The sequence below is a fragment of the Actinosynnema sp. NPDC091369 genome, from assembly GCF_044757065.1.
Taxonomy (GTDB): domain Bacteria; phylum Actinomycetota; class Actinomycetes; order Mycobacteriales; family Pseudonocardiaceae; genus Actinosynnema.
This window is the reverse complement of the sequence record NZ_JBIVUG010000003.1, coordinates 509,114-525,365: the sequence shown is the minus strand read 5'-3', so window position 1 is coordinate 525,365 and position 16,252 is coordinate 509,114. Positions and strand designations below refer to the sequence as shown.

Sequence of the window (16,252 nt, the reverse complement as noted above, 5' to 3'; positions counted from 1 at the left end):
TAGCTGTCGGTCCCGGCTGACATCATCCACGGCATGGTCGACGTCCCCGCCACGGCGGTCCTGGTGCACAGCCCCTACCTCGGGCCCGCGAGCCTGCGCCCGCTCGCCGGTGCGCTGGCCGCGCTCGGCCACCCCGTCGTGCTGCTGGACGTGCGGGTCACGGTCAACGCCGCGCCGGTGCACCAGCGGCTGCTCGGGGTGTTCGCCGACGCCGTCGAGGACGCCCTGGTCGAAGGCGACCTGGCGGAGGGCGACCTGGTGCTGGTGGGGCACAGCGGCGCCGGACCGCTGCTGCCCGCGTTCGCCGACGCGCTGGAGACGCCCGTGCGCGGGCTGGTGTTCCTCGACGCCGACCTGCCCACGCCGGGGCGGAGCTGGCGCGACGACGCGCCCGCCGAGCGGATGGCCCGCCTGAAGACCATCTCGCGCGACGGGCTGATGCCGCGCTGGGACCTGTGGTTCGCGCCCGAGGCGCTGTCGGCGATGGTGCCGGACGTGCGGCTGCTGGAGGAGATCGTGTCGGAGGCGCCCGAGGTGCCGCTGGCGTTCCTGAAGGAGCCCCGGCCCACCGTGGCGTGGACCGGGCCGTGCGCGTACCTGAAGCTCAGCCCCGCCTACGACACCGCCGCGGCGGCGGCGCGGGAGCTGGGCTGGCCGGTGGTGGAGCTGGACAGCCACCACCTGGGCGCCGTGACGTCACCCGACGAGGTGGCCGCGGCGCTGCTGCCCCTGCTCAGCAGACGGTGAGGATCTCCGCGCCGTCCGCGGTGACCACGATCGTGTGCTCGAACTGGGCGGTCCAGCTCTTGTCGCGGGTGGTGACCGTCCAGCCGTCGTCCCACAGGTCGTGGTCGATGCCACCGAGGGTGATCATCGGCTCGATGGTGAACGTCATGCCCTCTTCGATGATCGTGGGCACGTGCGGCGCGTCGTAGTGCAGCACGACCAGGCCGCTGTGGAAGGTGCGGCCGATGCCGTGGCCGGTGAAGTCGCGCACCACGCCGTAGCCGAACCGGTTGGCGTAGGACTCGATGACGCGGCCGACCACGTTGAGCTGCCGGCCCGGCTTGACCGCCTTGATGGCGCGCATGGTGGCCTCGTGGGTGCGCTCGACCAGGAGGCGGGCCTCCTCGCTCACCTCGCCCGCGAGGAACGTGGCGTTGGTGTCGCCGTGCACGCCGCCGATGTAGGCGGTGACGTCGACGTTGACGATGTCACCGTCCTCGACCACGGTCGAGTCGGGGATGCCGTGGCAGATCACCTCGTTCAGCGAGGTGCAGCAGGACTTGGGGAAACCGCGGTAGCCGAGGGTGGACGGGTACGCGCCGTTGTCGCACAGGAACTCGTGCGCCACCGCGTCGATCTCGTCGGTGGTCACACCGGGCACGATCACCTTGCCCGCTTCCTGCAACGCCTGCGCCGCCAGCCTGCCCGCGACGCGCATCGCCTCGATCACCTCGGGCGGCTGCACCCAGGGATCGGTGTTGCGCTGGGGTTCGGGCCGGTCGACGTACTCGGGCCGCTCGATGTGGGCGGGCACCGGACGGCGTGGGGACAGCACACCTGGCTGGAGGACGGCACGCACGGACATGCCCCCAGGTTACGGCTCAGCGTGATGAGGCATGCGCCACGTGTCCCCTACGCGGTCCGCTCGGCCGAACCGGCGTCGAAGGGCTTGAGCGGCAGCGGCAACGCGCCCACCGCGCCCGGGAGGCCCGGGGTCGTGGTCATCCGGTCGAGCTCGACCGGTACTCGCTCGTGTGGTGGCGCAGTTCGCGAAGCCCGATGCGAGCCATGTGACACATGGCTTCACACCGGTGTTGCCCCGTTCAGCCCAACGCGGCCAGGAAGCGGGCGGAGGCGTCGACGGCCGGGGCGGAGCTGTTCGTGCCCAGCAGCAGGGTCGCGAAGGCCACGTCACCGCGGTAGCCCACGAACCAGCCGTGCGAGTTGGTGCCGTCGCCGAACTGGGCCGTGCCGGTCTTGCCCCGCACGTCGCCGTAGGGCTTGAGCTGCGGCGCGGTGCCGGTCTCGACGACCTCCCGCATCATCGCCCGCAACGGCTCCAGCACGGCGGGCGCGGGCGGCGGCGGGGTGCGGTCGACCTTCGTCTCCCGGCCCTTCAGCAGCGTCGGGACCGGCATCTTGCCCGTCGCCGTCGTCGCCGCCACCACCGCCATGCCGAACGGGCTGGCCAGCAGCTTGCCCTGGCCGAACCCGTCCTCCGCCCGCTCCACCACGTCGGTGGCGGGCGGCACGGAACCGGTGATCGTGGTGATCGCCGGGACCTCGAAGTCGACGCCCAGGCCGAACCCCTCCGCCGCCTTGGTCAGCGCGTCCGGCGCCATCCCGGCCGCGAGCTGCGCGAACGTCGTGTTGCACGAGAACGCGAACGCCGAGTGCAGCGGGATCGTGCCCTTGTCGAACTCGTGGTCGTTCGGCACGACCCGCCGCCCGTCGATGACCGCCTTGCCGGGGCACGGCAGCGGCGTGTCCGCGGTGGCCTGCCCGGACGCCAGGGCCGCCGCCGCCGTCACGATCTTGAACGTGGACCCCGGCGGGTAGCGGCCGGTCAGCGCCACCGGGCCCTCCGCGTCGGCCGGGCCGTTCTGCGCCACGGCCAGCACCTCGCCGGTCGACGCCTGCAGCGCGACCAGCATCGCCGCCTGCGGCACGGGCTCCAGCGCGTCCTCCGCCGCCGCCTGCGCGGTCCGGCTCAACGCCGTGGTGATCGCCTGCGCGGGCTCCGGCGCCTGCTCGTGCAGGGTCTCCACCTCGTCACCGGCCGCGTTCACCGTGTAGACGCGCAGCCCGGCCTTGCCGGCGATCTCCTCCTCCACCGCCTTGCGCACGGCGGGCAGCACCTGGGAGCCGAACGTGCGCGACGGCGCGAGCAGGCTCGTCTGCGTGGTGAACCGCACGCCCGGCAGCTCGTAGATCACGGGCTTCACGGTCTGGTAGTCCGCGTCACGCAGCGCCGCGACCTGGTAGACCTGCCCGGCCTGCACCTTCGACACCCCGTCCACGATCGACGCCCGGGTGATCGCGGCGTCGATCGGCGTGAGCGCCGCGGCCAGCGCGTCGGCCACCGCGCCGACGTCACCGGCCTCCTTGGCGTCGAGCAGGATCGACACGACCTGCTCGGGCGCGAGCAGCGGCGTCCCGTCGCGGTCCAGCACCGGCGCGAGCGCGGGCTTCACCTCGGCCGCGCCCAGCGTCTGCTGCACGGTGAGCTTGGGGTGCACGACCGAAGGGGCCCAGTGCACCTTCCAGTCGTCCTCCGCGCGCCGCAGGTCGAACCTGGTCTGGTAGCTCCACGCGTGGTCGTGCCCGAGGTCCCAGTCCAGCCGCGCGGTCGCGTCGGCGTTGGACGACTCGCCCGCCGAGCCCACCTGCTCGACCCGGGCGTCCAGCCCCTCGGGCTTGAGCACCTCGCGGACCTTGCCCAGCACGTCCTTGGCGCCGCCCGGGTCGTCGGTCAGGCCGGCCGCCCCGTCCACGTCGCCCGCGGCCAGCTTGGCCAGGAAGTCGCCCGCCACCTGCTCGGGTCCGGGGCGGGAGGAGAACAGGCCGCAGCCGCTGACGAGCAGCAGGACCACCCCAAAAAGGACCAGCTCGGGAAGGACCACCCTGGCGAGGGCCACCTTGCGCGCGATCACGGCGCCGAGTATGCCGTGCGGTCCCGACGCTCAGAACAGCACGGTGGCGTACTGGCCGACCTGGGAGAACCCGATCTTGCGGTACGCCGCCTTGGCCACGTCGTTGTAGGAGTTCACGTACAGCGACGCGGTCCGGCCCAGTCCCCTGACCAGGCGTTCGGCCACCGCCGCGGTGCCCGCCGCGCCGATGCCGCGGCCACGGCGGTCCGGCCGCACCCACACGCCCTGGATCTGACCGACCTGGGCCGACATGGCCCCGATCTCGGCCTTGAACACCACGTCGCCGCCCTCGAACCGGGCGAACGCCCGACCGCCCGCGATGAGCTCGGCCACCCGCGCCCGGTAGGACACGCCGCCGTCCTCGGCGCACGGGTCGACGCCGACCTCCTCGATGAACATCGCGATCGCGGCGGGCAGGTACCGGTCCAGCTCGTCCGGTCGCACGGGCCGGACCAGCGGGTCCAGCGGGATCGACGGGCTGCCGCCCAGCGCCATCAGCGGCTGGTCGGCGCGCACCTCGCGGGCCGGGCCCCAGTCCGGGGCCAGCTCCTCCCACAGCCCGAGCACCTGCTCGGCGGGCCCGACCAGCGACGAGCACATCCGGCCGCGCCGGCGGGCCCGGTCGGCGAAGCTGCGCAGCGCGGTCGCGTTGCCGCGCAGCGGGATCAGGTTGGGCCCGGCGAAGCAGAGCGCGTCGACCCGGCCGCCGCGCAGCGACCGGTGGTCGTACGCCCACACCTCGCCGCCGAGCCGCCACGGGTCCAGGCCCGCGACCTCGACCCGGGCGGCGACCATGCAGGACGCCACCGGGTCGGCCGCGAGCACGGCGAGAACCTCGGACAGGTCCCGCTCGTCGAGCAAGCGCGCGCCAGCCAACCTCAGCACGCCGTCAAGCCTGCCAGATGGACACCGTTACCCGCGCGTCTGCCACCCGCTCAGCCGACTCCGGGGCCGTTCAGCCGACCGTGACGACGGGCTCGCCGCCCTCGACGGTCTCGCCCATGTCCTCGGCGATGCGCATGGCCTCTTCGATCAGCGTCTCCACGATCTGGTGCTCGGGCACGGTCTTGATGACCTTGCCCTTGACGAAGATCTGGCCCTTGCCGTTGCCCGACGCGACGCCCAGGTCCGCCTCACGCGCCTCGCCCGGCCCGTTCACGACGCACCCCATGACGGCGACCCGCAGCGGCACCTCCATGCCCTCCAGACCGGCCGTGACCTGCTCGGCCAACGTGTAGACGTCGACCTGGGCGCGACCGCAGGACGGGCACGACACGATCTCCAGCTTGCGCGGGCGCAGGTTGAGCGACTGCAGGATCTGGTGCCCGACCTTCACCTCCTCCACCGGCGGCGCCGACAACGACACCCGGATCGTGTCCCCGATCCCCTGCCGCAACAGCGCCCCGAACGCCACCGCCGACTTGATCGTGCCCTGGAACGCCGGACCAGCCTCCGTCACACCCAGGTGCAACGGGTAGTCGCACTGCTCGGCCAGCAGCTCGTAGGCCCGGATCATCACCACCGGGTCGTTGTGCTTCACGCTGATCTTCAGGTCGTGGAAGTCGTGCTCGGCGAACAGCGACGCCTCCCACAACGCCGACTCCGCCAACGCCTCCGGCGTCGCCTTGCCGTACTTGGCCATCAACCGCGGGTCCAACGACCCCGCGTTCACCCCGATCCGGATCGGCGTGTTGTGGTCACGGGCCGCCTGCGCGATCTCCTTGACCTTGTCGTCGAACTTCTTGATGTTGCCCGGGTTCACCCGCACCGCCGCGCACCCGGCCTCGATCGCCGCGAACACGTACTTCGGCTGGAAGTGGATGTCCGCGATCACCGGGATCTGCGACTTGCGCGCGATCGCCGCCAACGCGTCCGCGTCGTCCTGCGACGGGCACGCCACCCGCACGATGTCGCACCCCGCCGCGGTCAGCTCCGCGATCTGCTGCAACGTCGCGTTCACGTCCGCCGTGACCGTCGTGGTCATCGACTGCACCGACACGGGGAACTCGCTGCCGACACCGACCGACCCCACCATGAGCTGGCGGGTCTTGCGCCGCTCCGACAACACCGGAGGAGGCATCGCCGGAAGACCGAGCATGACGCCGTCACTCATGAACTGGCACCTCTCACGTTGATCACTGGAAGAGCTTGATGGGGTTGACGATGTCCGCGGTGATCGTCAGCAGCGTGACCGACCCGCCGATGAAGATCACGAAGTAGGTCAGCGGCAGCAGCCGCAGGTAGTTGACCGGAGCACCCTCGGGCAGGCCGCGGAGCTTCCGAATCCAGTTTCGCACCCGTTCGTACAGGTTGACGGCGATGTGACCACCGTCAAGCGGCAGCAGCGGCAGGAGGTTGAACACACCCACGAAGAAGTTCAGCCCCGCCAGCATCAGCCAGAACAGCTGCCACAGGCCCCGGTCGACGGCCTCGCCGCCGAGCCGGCTCGCGCCCACCACGCTGACCGGGCTGTCGACGTCGCGCTCCGCGCCGCCGATGGCCTCGATCACGGCGGGGATCTTCTGCGGGAACCGCAGCAGGCCCTGCCAGGTGTTCTCGAACATCACGCCGGTGAACTTCGTCGCGCCGCCGACCGCGGTGAGCGCGTTGTACTCGAAGACGCGCTGCTGGACGACGCCGATCGCGCCGACCTCGGAGGTGTAGCGGCTGCCGTCCTTGCGCTGCATCTCGCGCTCGACCCGGGCGACGTCGGCGGTGAGGGTCAGCTCCTCGCCGTCGCGCAGCACCCTGAACTCGGTCGGGCCGGTCTGCTCGCGGGTCTTGGTCAGCACGTCGCCCCAGGTGGGGGTGGCCGCGCCGGCCACGGCGACGATCTCGTCGCCGACCTGGAAGCCCGCGTCCCTGGCCGGTGCGGGCGCGCCGGGAGCGCACTCGGCGTCGGTGCTGCTCTGCACGCACGGGGCCACCTCGGCGACCAGCGCGCTGTCGCGCAGGTTCGGGATGCCCATGGTGAAGGCCATGAAGTACAGGATGACGAAGCCCACGATGAAGTGGGTGATGGAGCCCGCGGACAGCACGACCACGCGCTTCCAGGTCTTCTGCCGGTTGAACGCGCGGTGCCGGTCCTCCGGCGCGACCTCTTCCAGCGCGGTCATGCCGGTGATCTCGCAGAAGCCGCCCGCCGGGATCGCCTTGAGGCCGTACTCGGTCTCGCCGCGGCGGAAGGACCAGATCTTCGGCCCGAACCCGATGAAGTACCGGGTCACCTTCATCCCGAACATCTTCGCCGTGGCCAGGTGGCCGAGCTCGTGCAGCGCGATCGAGATGCCGATGAGCAGGGCGAACAGCAGGATGCCCAGAAAAACGAGCACGTCAGTCCCTTCCAGACCCCACCGAAGTGGCCACGAGTTCCCGCGCCCGCGCCCGGGCCCATTGCTCCGCCGCGAGGACTTCGTCGACGTCGACCGGCTCGTGCGCCCAGCCGTCCGCCTCCGCGAGCACCCGTTCCACAGTGTCCACGATGGAGGTGAACGACGTGCCGCCGTCGAGGAAGACCGCGACCGCTTCCTCGTTCGCCGCGTTGTAGACCGCCGGCAGGCAGCCGCCGCCGGAGCCCGCCTGCCTGGCCAGTCGCACCGCCGGGAACGTCTCGTCGTCCAGCGGCTCGAACGTCCACGCCGTCGCCACGTCGAAAGTACACGCGGCGGCGGCGTCCGGGACGCGGTCGGGCCAGCCCAGGGCCAGCGCGATGGGCAGCTTCATGTCCGGCGGGCTGGCCTGGGCGAGCGTGGAGCCGTCGGTGAAGGTGACCATCGAATGCACGATCGACTGGGGGTGCACGACCACGTCGATGCAGTCGTAGGGCACGCCGAACAGCAGTTGCGCCTCGATCAGCTCCAGGCCCTTGTTGACCAGGGTGGCCGAGTTGATGGTGATGACCGGGCCCATCGACCACGTGGGGTGCGCCATCGCCTCACGCGCCGTGACGCCGTCGAGGTCGGCGCGGGTGCGGCCGCGGAACGGGCCGCCGGAGGCGGTGAGGACGAGCTTGGCGACCTCGTCGGCCCGGCCGCCGCGCAGGCACTGGGCCAGCGCCGAGTGCTCGGAGTCGACCGGCACGAGCTGGCCGGGCCGGGCCGCCTTGAGCACCAGCGGACCGCCCGCGATCAGCGACTCCTTGTTCGCCAGGGCGAGCGTGGCGCCGGTCTTGAGGGCGTGCAGCGTCGGCGCCAGGCCGATGGAGCCGGTGATGCCGTTGAGCACCACGTCGGCGGGCGTGGAGTCGACCAGGTCCGTCATCGCGGTCGGGCCGGCCAGGATGCGGGGCAGCTTGAACGCGCCCTCGGCGTAACCGCGCTTCTGCGCCTCGGCGTAGAGGGCGAGGGTGACGTCCTCGACCGCGGTGGCGCGCGCGACGGCCACCGCCTCGACCCCGAAGTCGACCGCCTGGGCGGCGAGGGCGGCCGGGTCGGCACCGCCCGCGGCCAGGCCGACCACGGTGAACCGGTCGCGGTTCGCGGCGATGACGTCGAGGGCCTGGGTGCCGACCGACCCGGTTGACCCGAGGACCAGGACCGTGCGTGGTGTGCTCATCACCGACCATTGTTGCCGAGCCGACCTGATAGGCCGCACAGCGGTACTTCGATAACAGAACGGTAACGGGGGCGTGGTCTCACCCGAACGTGGGCATTCCTCGATCAAGCGCCCGACGGATCCGCCCGTCGCGGCCATCAGGAAGGAGAGCCCCCGTGGGCATCTTGGGTTGGATCGTCCTCGGCCTCATCGCGGGTGCCATCGCCAAGGCCATCATGCCAGGTCGGGACCCCGGCGGCATCATCATCACGATGCTGCTCGGCATCGTCGGCGCCATCATCGGCGGTTTCGTCGGCCGCGCCATCTTCGGGACCGACATCAACACGTTCTTCGACCTGAGCACCTGGCTGCTCGCCATCCTCGGCTCGCTGATCGTGCTCGGCATCTACCGCATGGTGACCGGCAACCGAGGCAACCGCGCTCGGGCATGACGCTCGGAGCAGATAACCACTTCGGGTGTGCCCCGTCGAGACATCGGCGGGGCACACCCCTGTGGGCGGCCTAGTTGGCCAGGCCCGCGTCGCGCGCGAGCAGCGCCGCCTGCACCCGGTTGGTGAGGCCGAGCTTGGCCAGCAGCCTGCTCACGTACGTCTTCACGGTCGCCTCGCTCATGTGCAGCCGCTGACCGACGTCGGCGTTCGACATCCCCAGCCCGAGCAGCGACAGCACCTCGACCTCGCGCTCGGTCAGCCCCTCCACCTGGCGCATCGCCTCCTGCCGGCGCGGCTGGCCGACCTGGGCCACCATCCCCACCACCCGGCTCGTCACCATGGGTGACAAGTACGCCTCGCCCGAGTGAACCGCGCGCACGGCGCGCAACAACTCCTCCGGGGCGGAGTCCTTCAGCAGGAACCCGGCCGCGCCGTCGGACAGCGCCCGGACGATGTTGTCGTCCTCGCCGAACGTGGTGAGCATCACCACCCGCACGGACGGCGCCGCGGTGCGCAGCTCCCGCGCCGCGGCCAGGCCGTCCAGGCGCGGCATCCGGATGTCGAGCACGGCGACGTCCACCCGCCGCTCCCGGGCGATCCGGACGGCTTCGCGCCCGTCACCGGCCTCGGCGATCAACTCGATGTCGTCGGCGGTGCCGAGGATGGCCTTGATGCCCGCGCGCATCAGCGGCTCGTCGTCGGCGATGAGGACCCGGATCAACGCTCACATCCCCTGGAGGTGGGTTTTCTTCTCCACGAGCTTGCCGCCCGCGAAGCAGAACCGCACGATCTTCGTCGCCCGCGAGGAGTAGGTCTGCACGTCGGCCACGCGGTACTGGCACGTCGCCCCGGCGGGCTCGGGCTCGGAGTCGGACTTGATGTCACCCAGCGGCGGCTCGGCGCCGCCCGGGAGCTTCGCCATCACCTCGGCCTCCGGCTGCCCGACCGACACCGAGTCGTACAGCTCCTCGGACACCACCTTGGTGATGGGCTGCGACCCTATCCACGTGTAGCCGCCGACGACCACCAGCACCACGATCCCGGCGAGCACGATCGAGCCCACGCCCGCCCACTTGCGTATCCCGGTCGGCTTGGCGGGCGCCTCGACGTCCACCGGGTCGTCCGACGGCTCGTCGTCCGCCGCGGCGGTGTCCTCGTAGGGCAGCACGGCCGCGATCCGGAACCCACCGGCCGGCAGCTCGCCGACGTGCAGCATGCCGCCCGCCAGCCGCACCCGTTCACCCAACCCGACCAGGCCGAAACCGCCGCCGCTGGGCAGCTTGGCCCGGGGCGGGTTGTTGCGCACCTCCACCACCAGCGCGTCCGGCTCGTACTTCACGGTCACCTGCACGCTCGCGCCCGGCGCGTGCTTGTTGGCGTTGGTCAGCCCCTCCTGGGCGATGCGGTACGCGGCGTGGCTGACCTTCACCGGCAGCGGCACGGGCTGGCCGCCGCGGACCAGGCTGACCCGCACGCCGGCTCGCCGCGCGCCGTCGACCAGCTCGTCGATCGCGTCCACGGTCCGGCGCACCTGGTCCTCTTCCGGCCCCTCGTCGCGCCGCAGCACGCCGATGACGCCGCGCAGCTCCTCCATCGCGGTGAGGGCCGCGCTGCGCAGCACCTGCACCGCCTCGCGCTGGCGCTCGCCGAGGCCGCTGTCCATGGCCAGCGCGCCCGCGTGCACGGAGATGAGGCTGAGCCGGTGGCCGAGGCTGTCGTGCATGTCCTGGGCGATCCGGTTGCGCTCGCGCAGCCGCACCTGCCGCGACACCATCCGCCGCTCGCGCACCACCCGTTCCTCGCGCTCCTGGAGGGCCGCGACCAGCGCGTTGCGCTGCGCCGCGTACCGGCCGACCAGGTACGGCAGCGCCACCACCATGCAGTAGACGGTCAGCATCACCCACTGGCCGAACGGCCCGGACAGGCCCGGCGTGGACACGCCCCACGCGAACATGTGCAGGGCGAGCGCGAGGACGGCGGTGAGCAGCGAGCGCTGCCACGGCGCGATCCGGTAACCGGCCGCGTAGGACAGCATGACCACCAGCGCGATCCCGCCGTGCTCGGCGCTGAAGACGACCCACGTGGCCGTCAGCAGGGCCAGCGCCGGGAACAGCAGCCGGCTCAGGTAGATCAGCACGTACCCGGCGCCCAGGGCGATCATCGTCCAGCCGGACGCCCGCCAGTCGCCCGAGATCCAGCCGGGGAACACGTCCAGGCCGAGGAACACCAGGACGGCCAGCACCTCGCGCCCCACGCGCCACGGCGTGACCCGGCCGAGGCGTTCGGCGTGGTCGCGCAGGAACGCGGCGGGCGCCTCCCGCAGGTCCGGCAGGTCGGGCCGGAGCCGCTGAACGACAGACGTCACAGGGCACCACGGTAGGAGACCTACCCGACCGCGTGCCGCGTTCCTTGGTCTCGACCACCCCCGACGAAAGTTGACGCGCGGCGGGCGCGCCAGGCGACCACGAGCACGCCCGCGACCAGCAGGGCCGCGCTCACCGCCACCATCGCCGTCGACAGCGCGACGATCTCCGGCGACACGCCCCGGCGACCGGCCTGGGCGTAGACGAACACCGGCAGCGTGGTCGAGCCGACACCGGTCAGGTAGCTCGACGTCACCACGTCGTCGAACGACAGCAGGAACGCGAACGCCGCGCCGGCCGCCACCGCGGGCGCCACCAGCGGCAGCGTGACCGTGCGGAACGCCACCAGCGGGCTCGCGCCGAGGTCCGCGGCGGCCTCTTCGAGGCGGTGGTCCGTGCCCGCCAGCCGGGCCCGCACCACGACCACCACGAAGCTGAGCGAGAACGCGACGTGCGCGGCCAGCAGCGCGCCGAACCCGAGCGGGATGCCCGCGAGCTTCACGCAGAACCCGAGCAGCGCCACGCCCAGCACCACCTCGGGCACCACCAGCGGCAAGCTCAGCAGCACCGTCCACGCGCCCCTGCCGGGGAACGCGCGGCGCAGGCCGAACGCGGCGAGCGTGCCGACGGCCGTGGCGACGACCGCGCTCGCCGCCGCCAGCCGCAGGCTCAGCCCGAGCGCGTCGAGCACGCGCCCGTCCCGCACCAGCTCGCCGTACCAGCGCAGCGACAGCCCGGTCACCCGGCTCAGCGACCGCGAGTCGTTGAACGACACCAGCGCGAGCCACGCGATCGGCGCGTAGAGGAACGCGAACACCAGCGCGGCGACCGCGCCCAGCGCCCACGGGCGGCGGTTCACAGCACGTCCTCGCCGCGTCGGCCGCGCGCCACCAGCACGACCGCCACCAAGACCAGCAGCACCACCGCCATCGCCGAGCCCAGTGGCCAGTTGTTGCCGCCGCGGAACTGGTCGTCGATCACGCTGCCGAACGTCGACTGGTCCACCCCGCCCAGCAGCTTGGGCGTGACGAAATCACCCGCCGCCGGCACGAACACCAGCAACGACCCGGCCAGCACACCCGGGAACACGCCCGGCAGCACCACCCGGAGGAACGTCGACGCCCGACCGTGCCCCAGGTCGTAGGACGCCTCCACCTGCCGGTGGTCGAACCGCTCGCACGCCACGTACAGCGGCAGCACCATGAACGGCAGGAAGCCGTACGTCAGCCCCACCACCACCGCGCCGTGCGTCAGCAGGAACCCGCCGTCACGGCCCAGCCCCACTGCTCCCAGCAGCCGGTTGACCAGCCCGTCACCGTCCAGCAGCGCCTTCCACGCGTAGATCCGCGCCAGGTAGCTCGACCAGAACGGCACCAGCACCGCCGCCAGCAGCGCGGTCCGGTACCGCCCGCTGTGCCGGGCGATGAACCAGGCCAGCGGGAAGCCCAGGATCAGGCACAACGCCGTGGTGACGCCCGCGTACGCCAGCGTGCGGCCGAAGATCGGCAGGAACGCCGGGTCCAGCGCGGTCGCGTACGCCCGGAGCGTCCACGGCAGCACGGCGCGCGCCACGCCGGTGTCGCGGGTGGCGAAGCTGAACTGCACCACCAGCGCCAGCGGCGCGAGCAGGAACAGGCCGAGCCACACCCCGGTCGGCGCGAGCAGACCGGTGGCGACCAGCCACCGCGGCCGGGCCATCAGCCGGTCTTGACCCTGGTCCACGCGTCGGCGTAGCGGGCCTCCACGTCCGCGCCGAGGTCCTTGGTGAACGGCAGCTTGGCCAGCAGCTCGGCCGGCGGGTACACCAGCGGGTCGTTGAGCAGCTCGGGGTCGATCAGGGGCTTCGCGGCCTCGTTGGGGCTGCCGTACCGGATGGCGTTGGCCAGCGCCGCGCCGACCGACGGCTCCAGCACGTGGTCGACGAACCGGTGCGCGTTCTCCGCGTGCGGCGCGTCCTTCGGCACGCACAGCAGGTCGACGTAGGTCAGGCCGCCCTCGGTCGGGATGGCGTAGGCCAGGTCCTCGTTCGCCGCACGGGCCTGGAACGCGTCGCCGGAGTACGCCTGCGCCAGCGGCACCTGGCCGGAGGTCAGCGGCTCGATCACGTCCGAGGTGATCTGGCCGAGCTTCTTCTTCAGCTCCAGCAGGACGGTGACGGCCTCGGCGAGCTGCTTCCCGTCGGTGGTGTTCGGGTCGTGGCCGAGCTTGAGCAGGCCGAGCGCCAGCGCGTCGCGGGCCTCGTCCAGGATCGTGCTGCGGCCCTGCGCGGCGGCCAGGTCGAAGGCCGAGAACCCGATCACGTCGCCGAGCTGCGACGTCGAGTACGCCAGGCCGGTCGTGCCCCAGGCCCACGGCACCGAGTAGGCGTTGCCCGGGTCGTAGTCGGCCTCGGTGAACCGCCGGTCCAGGTTCTTCAGGTTCGGCAGCAGGTCGTGGTCCAGCGGGGTGAGCAGCCCGGAGCGCAGGAACCGGCGCAGGAAGTTGTCGCTGGGCACCACCAGGTCGTACCCGGCCGCGCCGGAGGCGATCTTGGCTTCCATCTCGTCGTTGGAGCTGAAGTTGTCGTAGGTGACGTCGATGCCCGTGGCGTCCTTGAAGCCGGACAGCGTGGCGGGCGCGATGTAGTCGGTCCAGTTGTAGAAGTTCAGCTTCGGCTCGGCCACCGCGTTGGTCGCCCTCGCCTTCGAGGTGGGCGCCGCGCCGCTGGTGCCGGTCGACGGCGCGTCGCCGACACCGCACGCCCCGGTGGCGGCCAGGGCGAAGAACGCGGTCGAGCGCAGCACCGCGCGGCGGGTGACCCGGGCGTTGCCGGTGTCCCAGAGGCGGGCGATCCGGAGGTTCTGCTCAGTCATCGGCGCTCCCCAGCAGCACGGTGAAGTCGGGGTCCCAGGCCATCCGCACGGGCTGCCCCGGCGAGCCCGCGTCGGCGACGCGGCGGGTGTTCTGGACGAACGCGACCAGTTCCGCCCCGCCCGGCACGTCCACCACGTACTGCGTGGACACGCCCGTGTAGACGACGTCGCGGACGGTGCCGGTGAGCACGCACCAGCCCGCGGGCGGCTCGTCGTCGAGGTCGTGCAGGTGCACCTTCTCCGGGCGCACGGTCGCGGCGACGCGCTGCCCGTGGCGGACCTCGCGTCCGTTCAGGGGAGCCCGCAGGCCCGTGACGCCGGGGGCGTCGAGCAGCGCCCACCCGGCGTCCACACCGGACACGTCGGCGTCGAGGATGTTGGACGTGCCGATGAACCCGGCCACGAACCGGGTGGCGGGGCGCTCGTAGACGTCCTCCGGGTAGCCGACCTGCGCCAGCCGGCCCGCGTTCATCACCGCGACGCGGTGGGACAGCACCAGCGCCTCCTCCTGGTCGTGCGTCACGTAGAGGAACGTGGTGCCGACCTCGCGCTGGATGCGCATCAGCTCGATCTGCAACTCCTTGCGCAGCACCGCGTCCAGCGCGCCCAGCGGCTCGTCCAGGAGCAGCAACCGCGGCCCGGCGGCCAGGGCGCGGGCGATCGCGACGCGCTGCTGCTGACCGCCGGAGAGCTGCGCGGGCCGCCGCTTGGCGTACCGGTCGAGGCGGACCAGCTCCAGGTGCTCGCCCACCACCTGCTTGAGCCGCGCGCCCCGCACGCCCTTGCGCTTGACGCCGTAGGCGACGTTGTCCCACACCGACATGTGCGGGAACAGGGCGTACGACTGGAAGACGGTGTTCACGTCGCGCCGGTAGGGCGGCACGCCGACCACGTCCACGCCGTCCAGCTCGATCCGGCCCGCCGTCGGGTCCTCGAACCCGGCGATCATGCGCAGCAGCGTCGTCTTGCCGCAGCCGGACGGGCCGAGGACGGAGAAGAACTCGCCTTCGTGGATCCGCAACGTGACGCCGTCCACGGCGGTCTGGTCGGAGAAGCGCTTGGTGACGCCGTGCAGGCCGACTTCGACGGGGGCGGAGGTGTCGGGCGTGCGGCCCTCGGCCGGGTGGAAGCCCGCTACCGGCTGTTCGGTCAACCTCGTCGCCCTTCTGGGCAGTCGAGGTGCCCGTTCCGGCCTGGCGGGGTGCGGCGAACACGCGGCGAACACGCGCGAGGGCCGAGGGTAGACGCCGCGGCGGTGCCGCGCACCTCACGTCTCGGGTGGCGCGGCTGTGTGGGACGATGACGCCGTTGATGAACGTGATCGGGCAGGAAGGTCGTGCGGCTGTGTCTTCGTCCTCGGAACTGGACAAGCGTCCGTCGGTCGACCCCCACGAGGAGCCTTCGGCCGAGTGGGGTTGGCACGGCACGTTCCCCAAGGGCATCAAGATCGCCGGCTGGCTCTCCACCCTGGGCGTGTTCGCCCTGCTGATCGGCAACCACCACGGCCGCACCGAGAACATCTGGGTGATCGCCACGGGCACCGCCATGGCCGCCCTGCTGATCTGGGACCAGGTCCGCAGCCGCACCTCCTGGCGCCGCTAGGCCCCGCGCGGCCGACCCACCCGGCCGCTCGCCCCGGCGACGGGCCGGTGCCACGCCGTCACCGCCGGGCGCTCGTGACGCGCTGCGTCGAACGCCCGGCGTGACCGACCGGTCAGCCCTCGGCCGCGAGCTACCCGCAGGCCGCCGCGATCTCCTGGCCCCTCGTGTCGCGCACGGTGCACGCGACGCCCTGGTCGTTGACCCTGCGCACGAACTCGCGCTCCACCGGCTTCGGCTGCCCGAGCTCCGCGAGGCTGGAACGGCCGCTGGAGGCCGGCCGCGTCATACCGCGTCGAGGCTGCGGACGTACGCAGGCGCCAGCGCTCGGATCCGCTCCGCGTTCAGGTCACCGGCCAGCGCTTCGATGGCCATCCGCACACCCGGCGTGTCCGCGCCGCCGAACTGCGCCCGCAGCAGCGCCAAGCCCTCGGTCGCGACCTCTCCGACCCGGGGATCGTGGATCAAGGCCGCGAACGAGGCGACGACCTCCGCAGGTCGAATCGACATCATGATCCGCAGCACGTCGGCCGCATCCTTGTTGACGAGACGGTCGGGCCGATTTCCTGCCGCGTCCGAGAGACGGTCCCTGATCTTGAACGCCTTGGCCACGAGCAGGGCCACCGGACCCGCGACGTGGACCTCCACGCTGATCGGCGATGACCTCGGACCTGACCCACAGGCCGGGTTGGTTCGGGTCCCGCAGTGTGAATCCGGCTTCCGCCAACGCCTCGTTGATCAGCGGCTCGTCCCCGAGGAGGTCGGGGTCCAGGGCCAGGTCACCGTCCGAGGTG

17 protein-coding genes are annotated in these 16,252 nt (G+C 72.1%); 3 read left to right on the top strand and 14 right to left on the bottom strand.

The window, feature by feature from the left end:
• Positions 1-33: 33 nt before the first annotated feature.
• Positions 34-747, top strand: coding sequence for an alpha/beta fold hydrolase (locus tag ACIQMJ_RS15020; protein WP_499761533.1), 714 nt, complete (start codon positions 34-36; stop codon positions 745-747).
• Here ACIQMJ_RS15020 and map read toward each other — a convergent pair.
• From map to dxr, 6 genes are all read right to left on the bottom strand, one after another.
• The gene (map, locus tag ACIQMJ_RS15015; RefSeq protein WP_499761532.1) at positions 734-1,591 is read right to left on the bottom strand and encodes a type I methionyl aminopeptidase; all 858 of its coding nucleotides are present in this window, start codon (positions 1,589-1,591) and stop codon (positions 734-736) included. The two genes, ACIQMJ_RS15020 and map, sit on opposite strands and share 14 nt — an antisense overlap.
• Positions 1,592-1,829: 238 nt before the next feature.
• Entirely contained in the window at positions 1,830-3,659 is a 1,830-nt protein-coding gene (locus ACIQMJ_RS15010) for a penicillin-binding transpeptidase domain-containing protein (RefSeq protein ID WP_499761531.1), read from the bottom strand.
• A 30-nt stretch (positions 3,660-3,689) separates the two neighbouring features.
• The gene (locus ACIQMJ_RS15005) at positions 3,690-4,544 is read right to left on the bottom strand and encodes a GNAT family N-acetyltransferase (protein ID WP_499761530.1); all 855 of its coding nucleotides are present in this window, start codon (positions 4,542-4,544) and stop codon (positions 3,690-3,692) included.
• 70 nt (positions 4,545-4,614) lie between these two features.
• A complete protein-coding gene (gene ispG, locus ACIQMJ_RS15000) occupies positions 4,615-5,772 on the bottom strand; it encodes a flavodoxin-dependent (E)-4-hydroxy-3-methylbut-2-enyl-diphosphate synthase (protein WP_499761529.1) in 1,158 nt (385 codons plus the stop codon).
• Between the two features lie 22 nt (positions 5,773-5,794).
• Positions 5,795-6,991, bottom strand: a complete 1,197-nt coding sequence (locus ACIQMJ_RS14995; RefSeq protein ID WP_499761528.1) for a M50 family metallopeptidase — start codon at positions 6,989-6,991, stop codon at positions 5,795-5,797.
• A gap of 1 nt (position 6,992) precedes the next feature.
• Positions 6,993-8,213, bottom strand: coding sequence for a 1-deoxy-D-xylulose-5-phosphate reductoisomerase (gene dxr / locus ACIQMJ_RS14990; RefSeq protein WP_499761527.1), 1,221 nt, complete (start codon positions 8,211-8,213; stop codon positions 6,993-6,995).
• A gap of 155 nt (positions 8,214-8,368) precedes the next feature.
• Between dxr and ACIQMJ_RS14985 the strand changes: the two genes are divergently transcribed.
• On the top strand, positions 8,369-8,644 hold the full coding sequence (locus ACIQMJ_RS14985; RefSeq protein ID WP_141981159.1) for a GlsB/YeaQ/YmgE family stress response membrane protein: 276 nt from the start codon (positions 8,369-8,371) through the stop codon (positions 8,642-8,644).
• Between the two features lie 70 nt (positions 8,645-8,714).
• Here the strand turns inward: ACIQMJ_RS14985 and ACIQMJ_RS14980 are convergent, their stop codons facing one another.
• Genes ACIQMJ_RS14980 through ACIQMJ_RS14955 form a run of 6 tightly spaced genes read right to left on the bottom strand, consistent with a single transcriptional unit; the run spans position 8,715 to position 15,012 of the window.
• Positions 8,715-9,365 (bottom strand): response regulator, encoded by a 651-nt coding sequence (locus tag ACIQMJ_RS14980; protein WP_499761526.1) that lies wholly within the window; start codon positions 9,363-9,365, stop codon positions 8,715-8,717.
• A gap of 3 nt (positions 9,366-9,368) precedes the next feature.
• A complete protein-coding gene (locus tag ACIQMJ_RS14975; RefSeq protein ID WP_499761525.1) occupies positions 9,369-11,009 on the bottom strand; it encodes a sensor histidine kinase in 1,641 nt (546 codons plus the stop codon).
• A gap of 20 nt (positions 11,010-11,029) precedes the next feature.
• On the bottom strand, positions 11,030-11,866 hold the full coding sequence (locus tag ACIQMJ_RS14970) for an ABC transporter permease (protein ID WP_499761524.1): 837 nt from the start codon (positions 11,864-11,866) through the stop codon (positions 11,030-11,032).
• Positions 11,863-12,729, bottom strand: a complete 867-nt coding sequence (locus ACIQMJ_RS14965) for an ABC transporter permease (RefSeq protein WP_499761523.1) — start codon at positions 12,727-12,729, stop codon at positions 11,863-11,865. Before ACIQMJ_RS14965 ends, ACIQMJ_RS14970 begins: the two co-directional genes overlap by 4 nt.
• The gene (locus ACIQMJ_RS14960; protein ID WP_499761522.1) at positions 12,705-13,859 is read right to left on the bottom strand and encodes a polyamine ABC transporter substrate-binding protein; all 1,155 of its coding nucleotides are present in this window, start codon (positions 13,857-13,859) and stop codon (positions 12,705-12,707) included. Before ACIQMJ_RS14960 ends, ACIQMJ_RS14965 begins: the two co-directional genes overlap by 25 nt.
• Positions 13,852-15,012 (bottom strand): ABC transporter ATP-binding protein, encoded by a 1,161-nt coding sequence (locus ACIQMJ_RS14955; RefSeq protein WP_499761521.1) that lies wholly within the window; start codon positions 15,010-15,012, stop codon positions 13,852-13,854. The genes ACIQMJ_RS14960 and ACIQMJ_RS14955 overlap by 8 nt, the downstream gene beginning before the upstream one ends.
• A 191-nt stretch (positions 15,013-15,203) precedes the next feature.
• Between ACIQMJ_RS14955 and ACIQMJ_RS14950 the strand changes: the two genes are divergently transcribed.
• The gene (locus ACIQMJ_RS14950) at positions 15,204-15,461 is read left to right on the top strand and encodes a DUF2631 domain-containing protein (protein WP_499761520.1); all 258 of its coding nucleotides are present in this window, start codon (positions 15,204-15,206) and stop codon (positions 15,459-15,461) included.
• Positions 15,462-15,591: 130 nt separating this feature from the next.
• Here ACIQMJ_RS14950 and ACIQMJ_RS14945 read toward each other — a convergent pair whose 3' ends face one another.
• Both ACIQMJ_RS14945 and ACIQMJ_RS14940 read right to left on the bottom strand, forming a co-directional pair.
• On the bottom strand, positions 15,592-15,747 hold the full coding sequence (locus ACIQMJ_RS14945) for a hypothetical protein (RefSeq protein ID WP_499761841.1): 156 nt from the start codon (positions 15,745-15,747) through the stop codon (positions 15,592-15,594).
• Positions 15,744-16,106, bottom strand: a complete 363-nt coding sequence (locus ACIQMJ_RS14940) for a hypothetical protein (RefSeq protein ID WP_499761519.1) — start codon at positions 16,104-16,106, stop codon at positions 15,744-15,746. Before ACIQMJ_RS14940 ends, ACIQMJ_RS14945 begins: the two co-directional genes overlap by 4 nt.
• Positions 16,107-16,252: the final 146 nt, after the last annotated feature.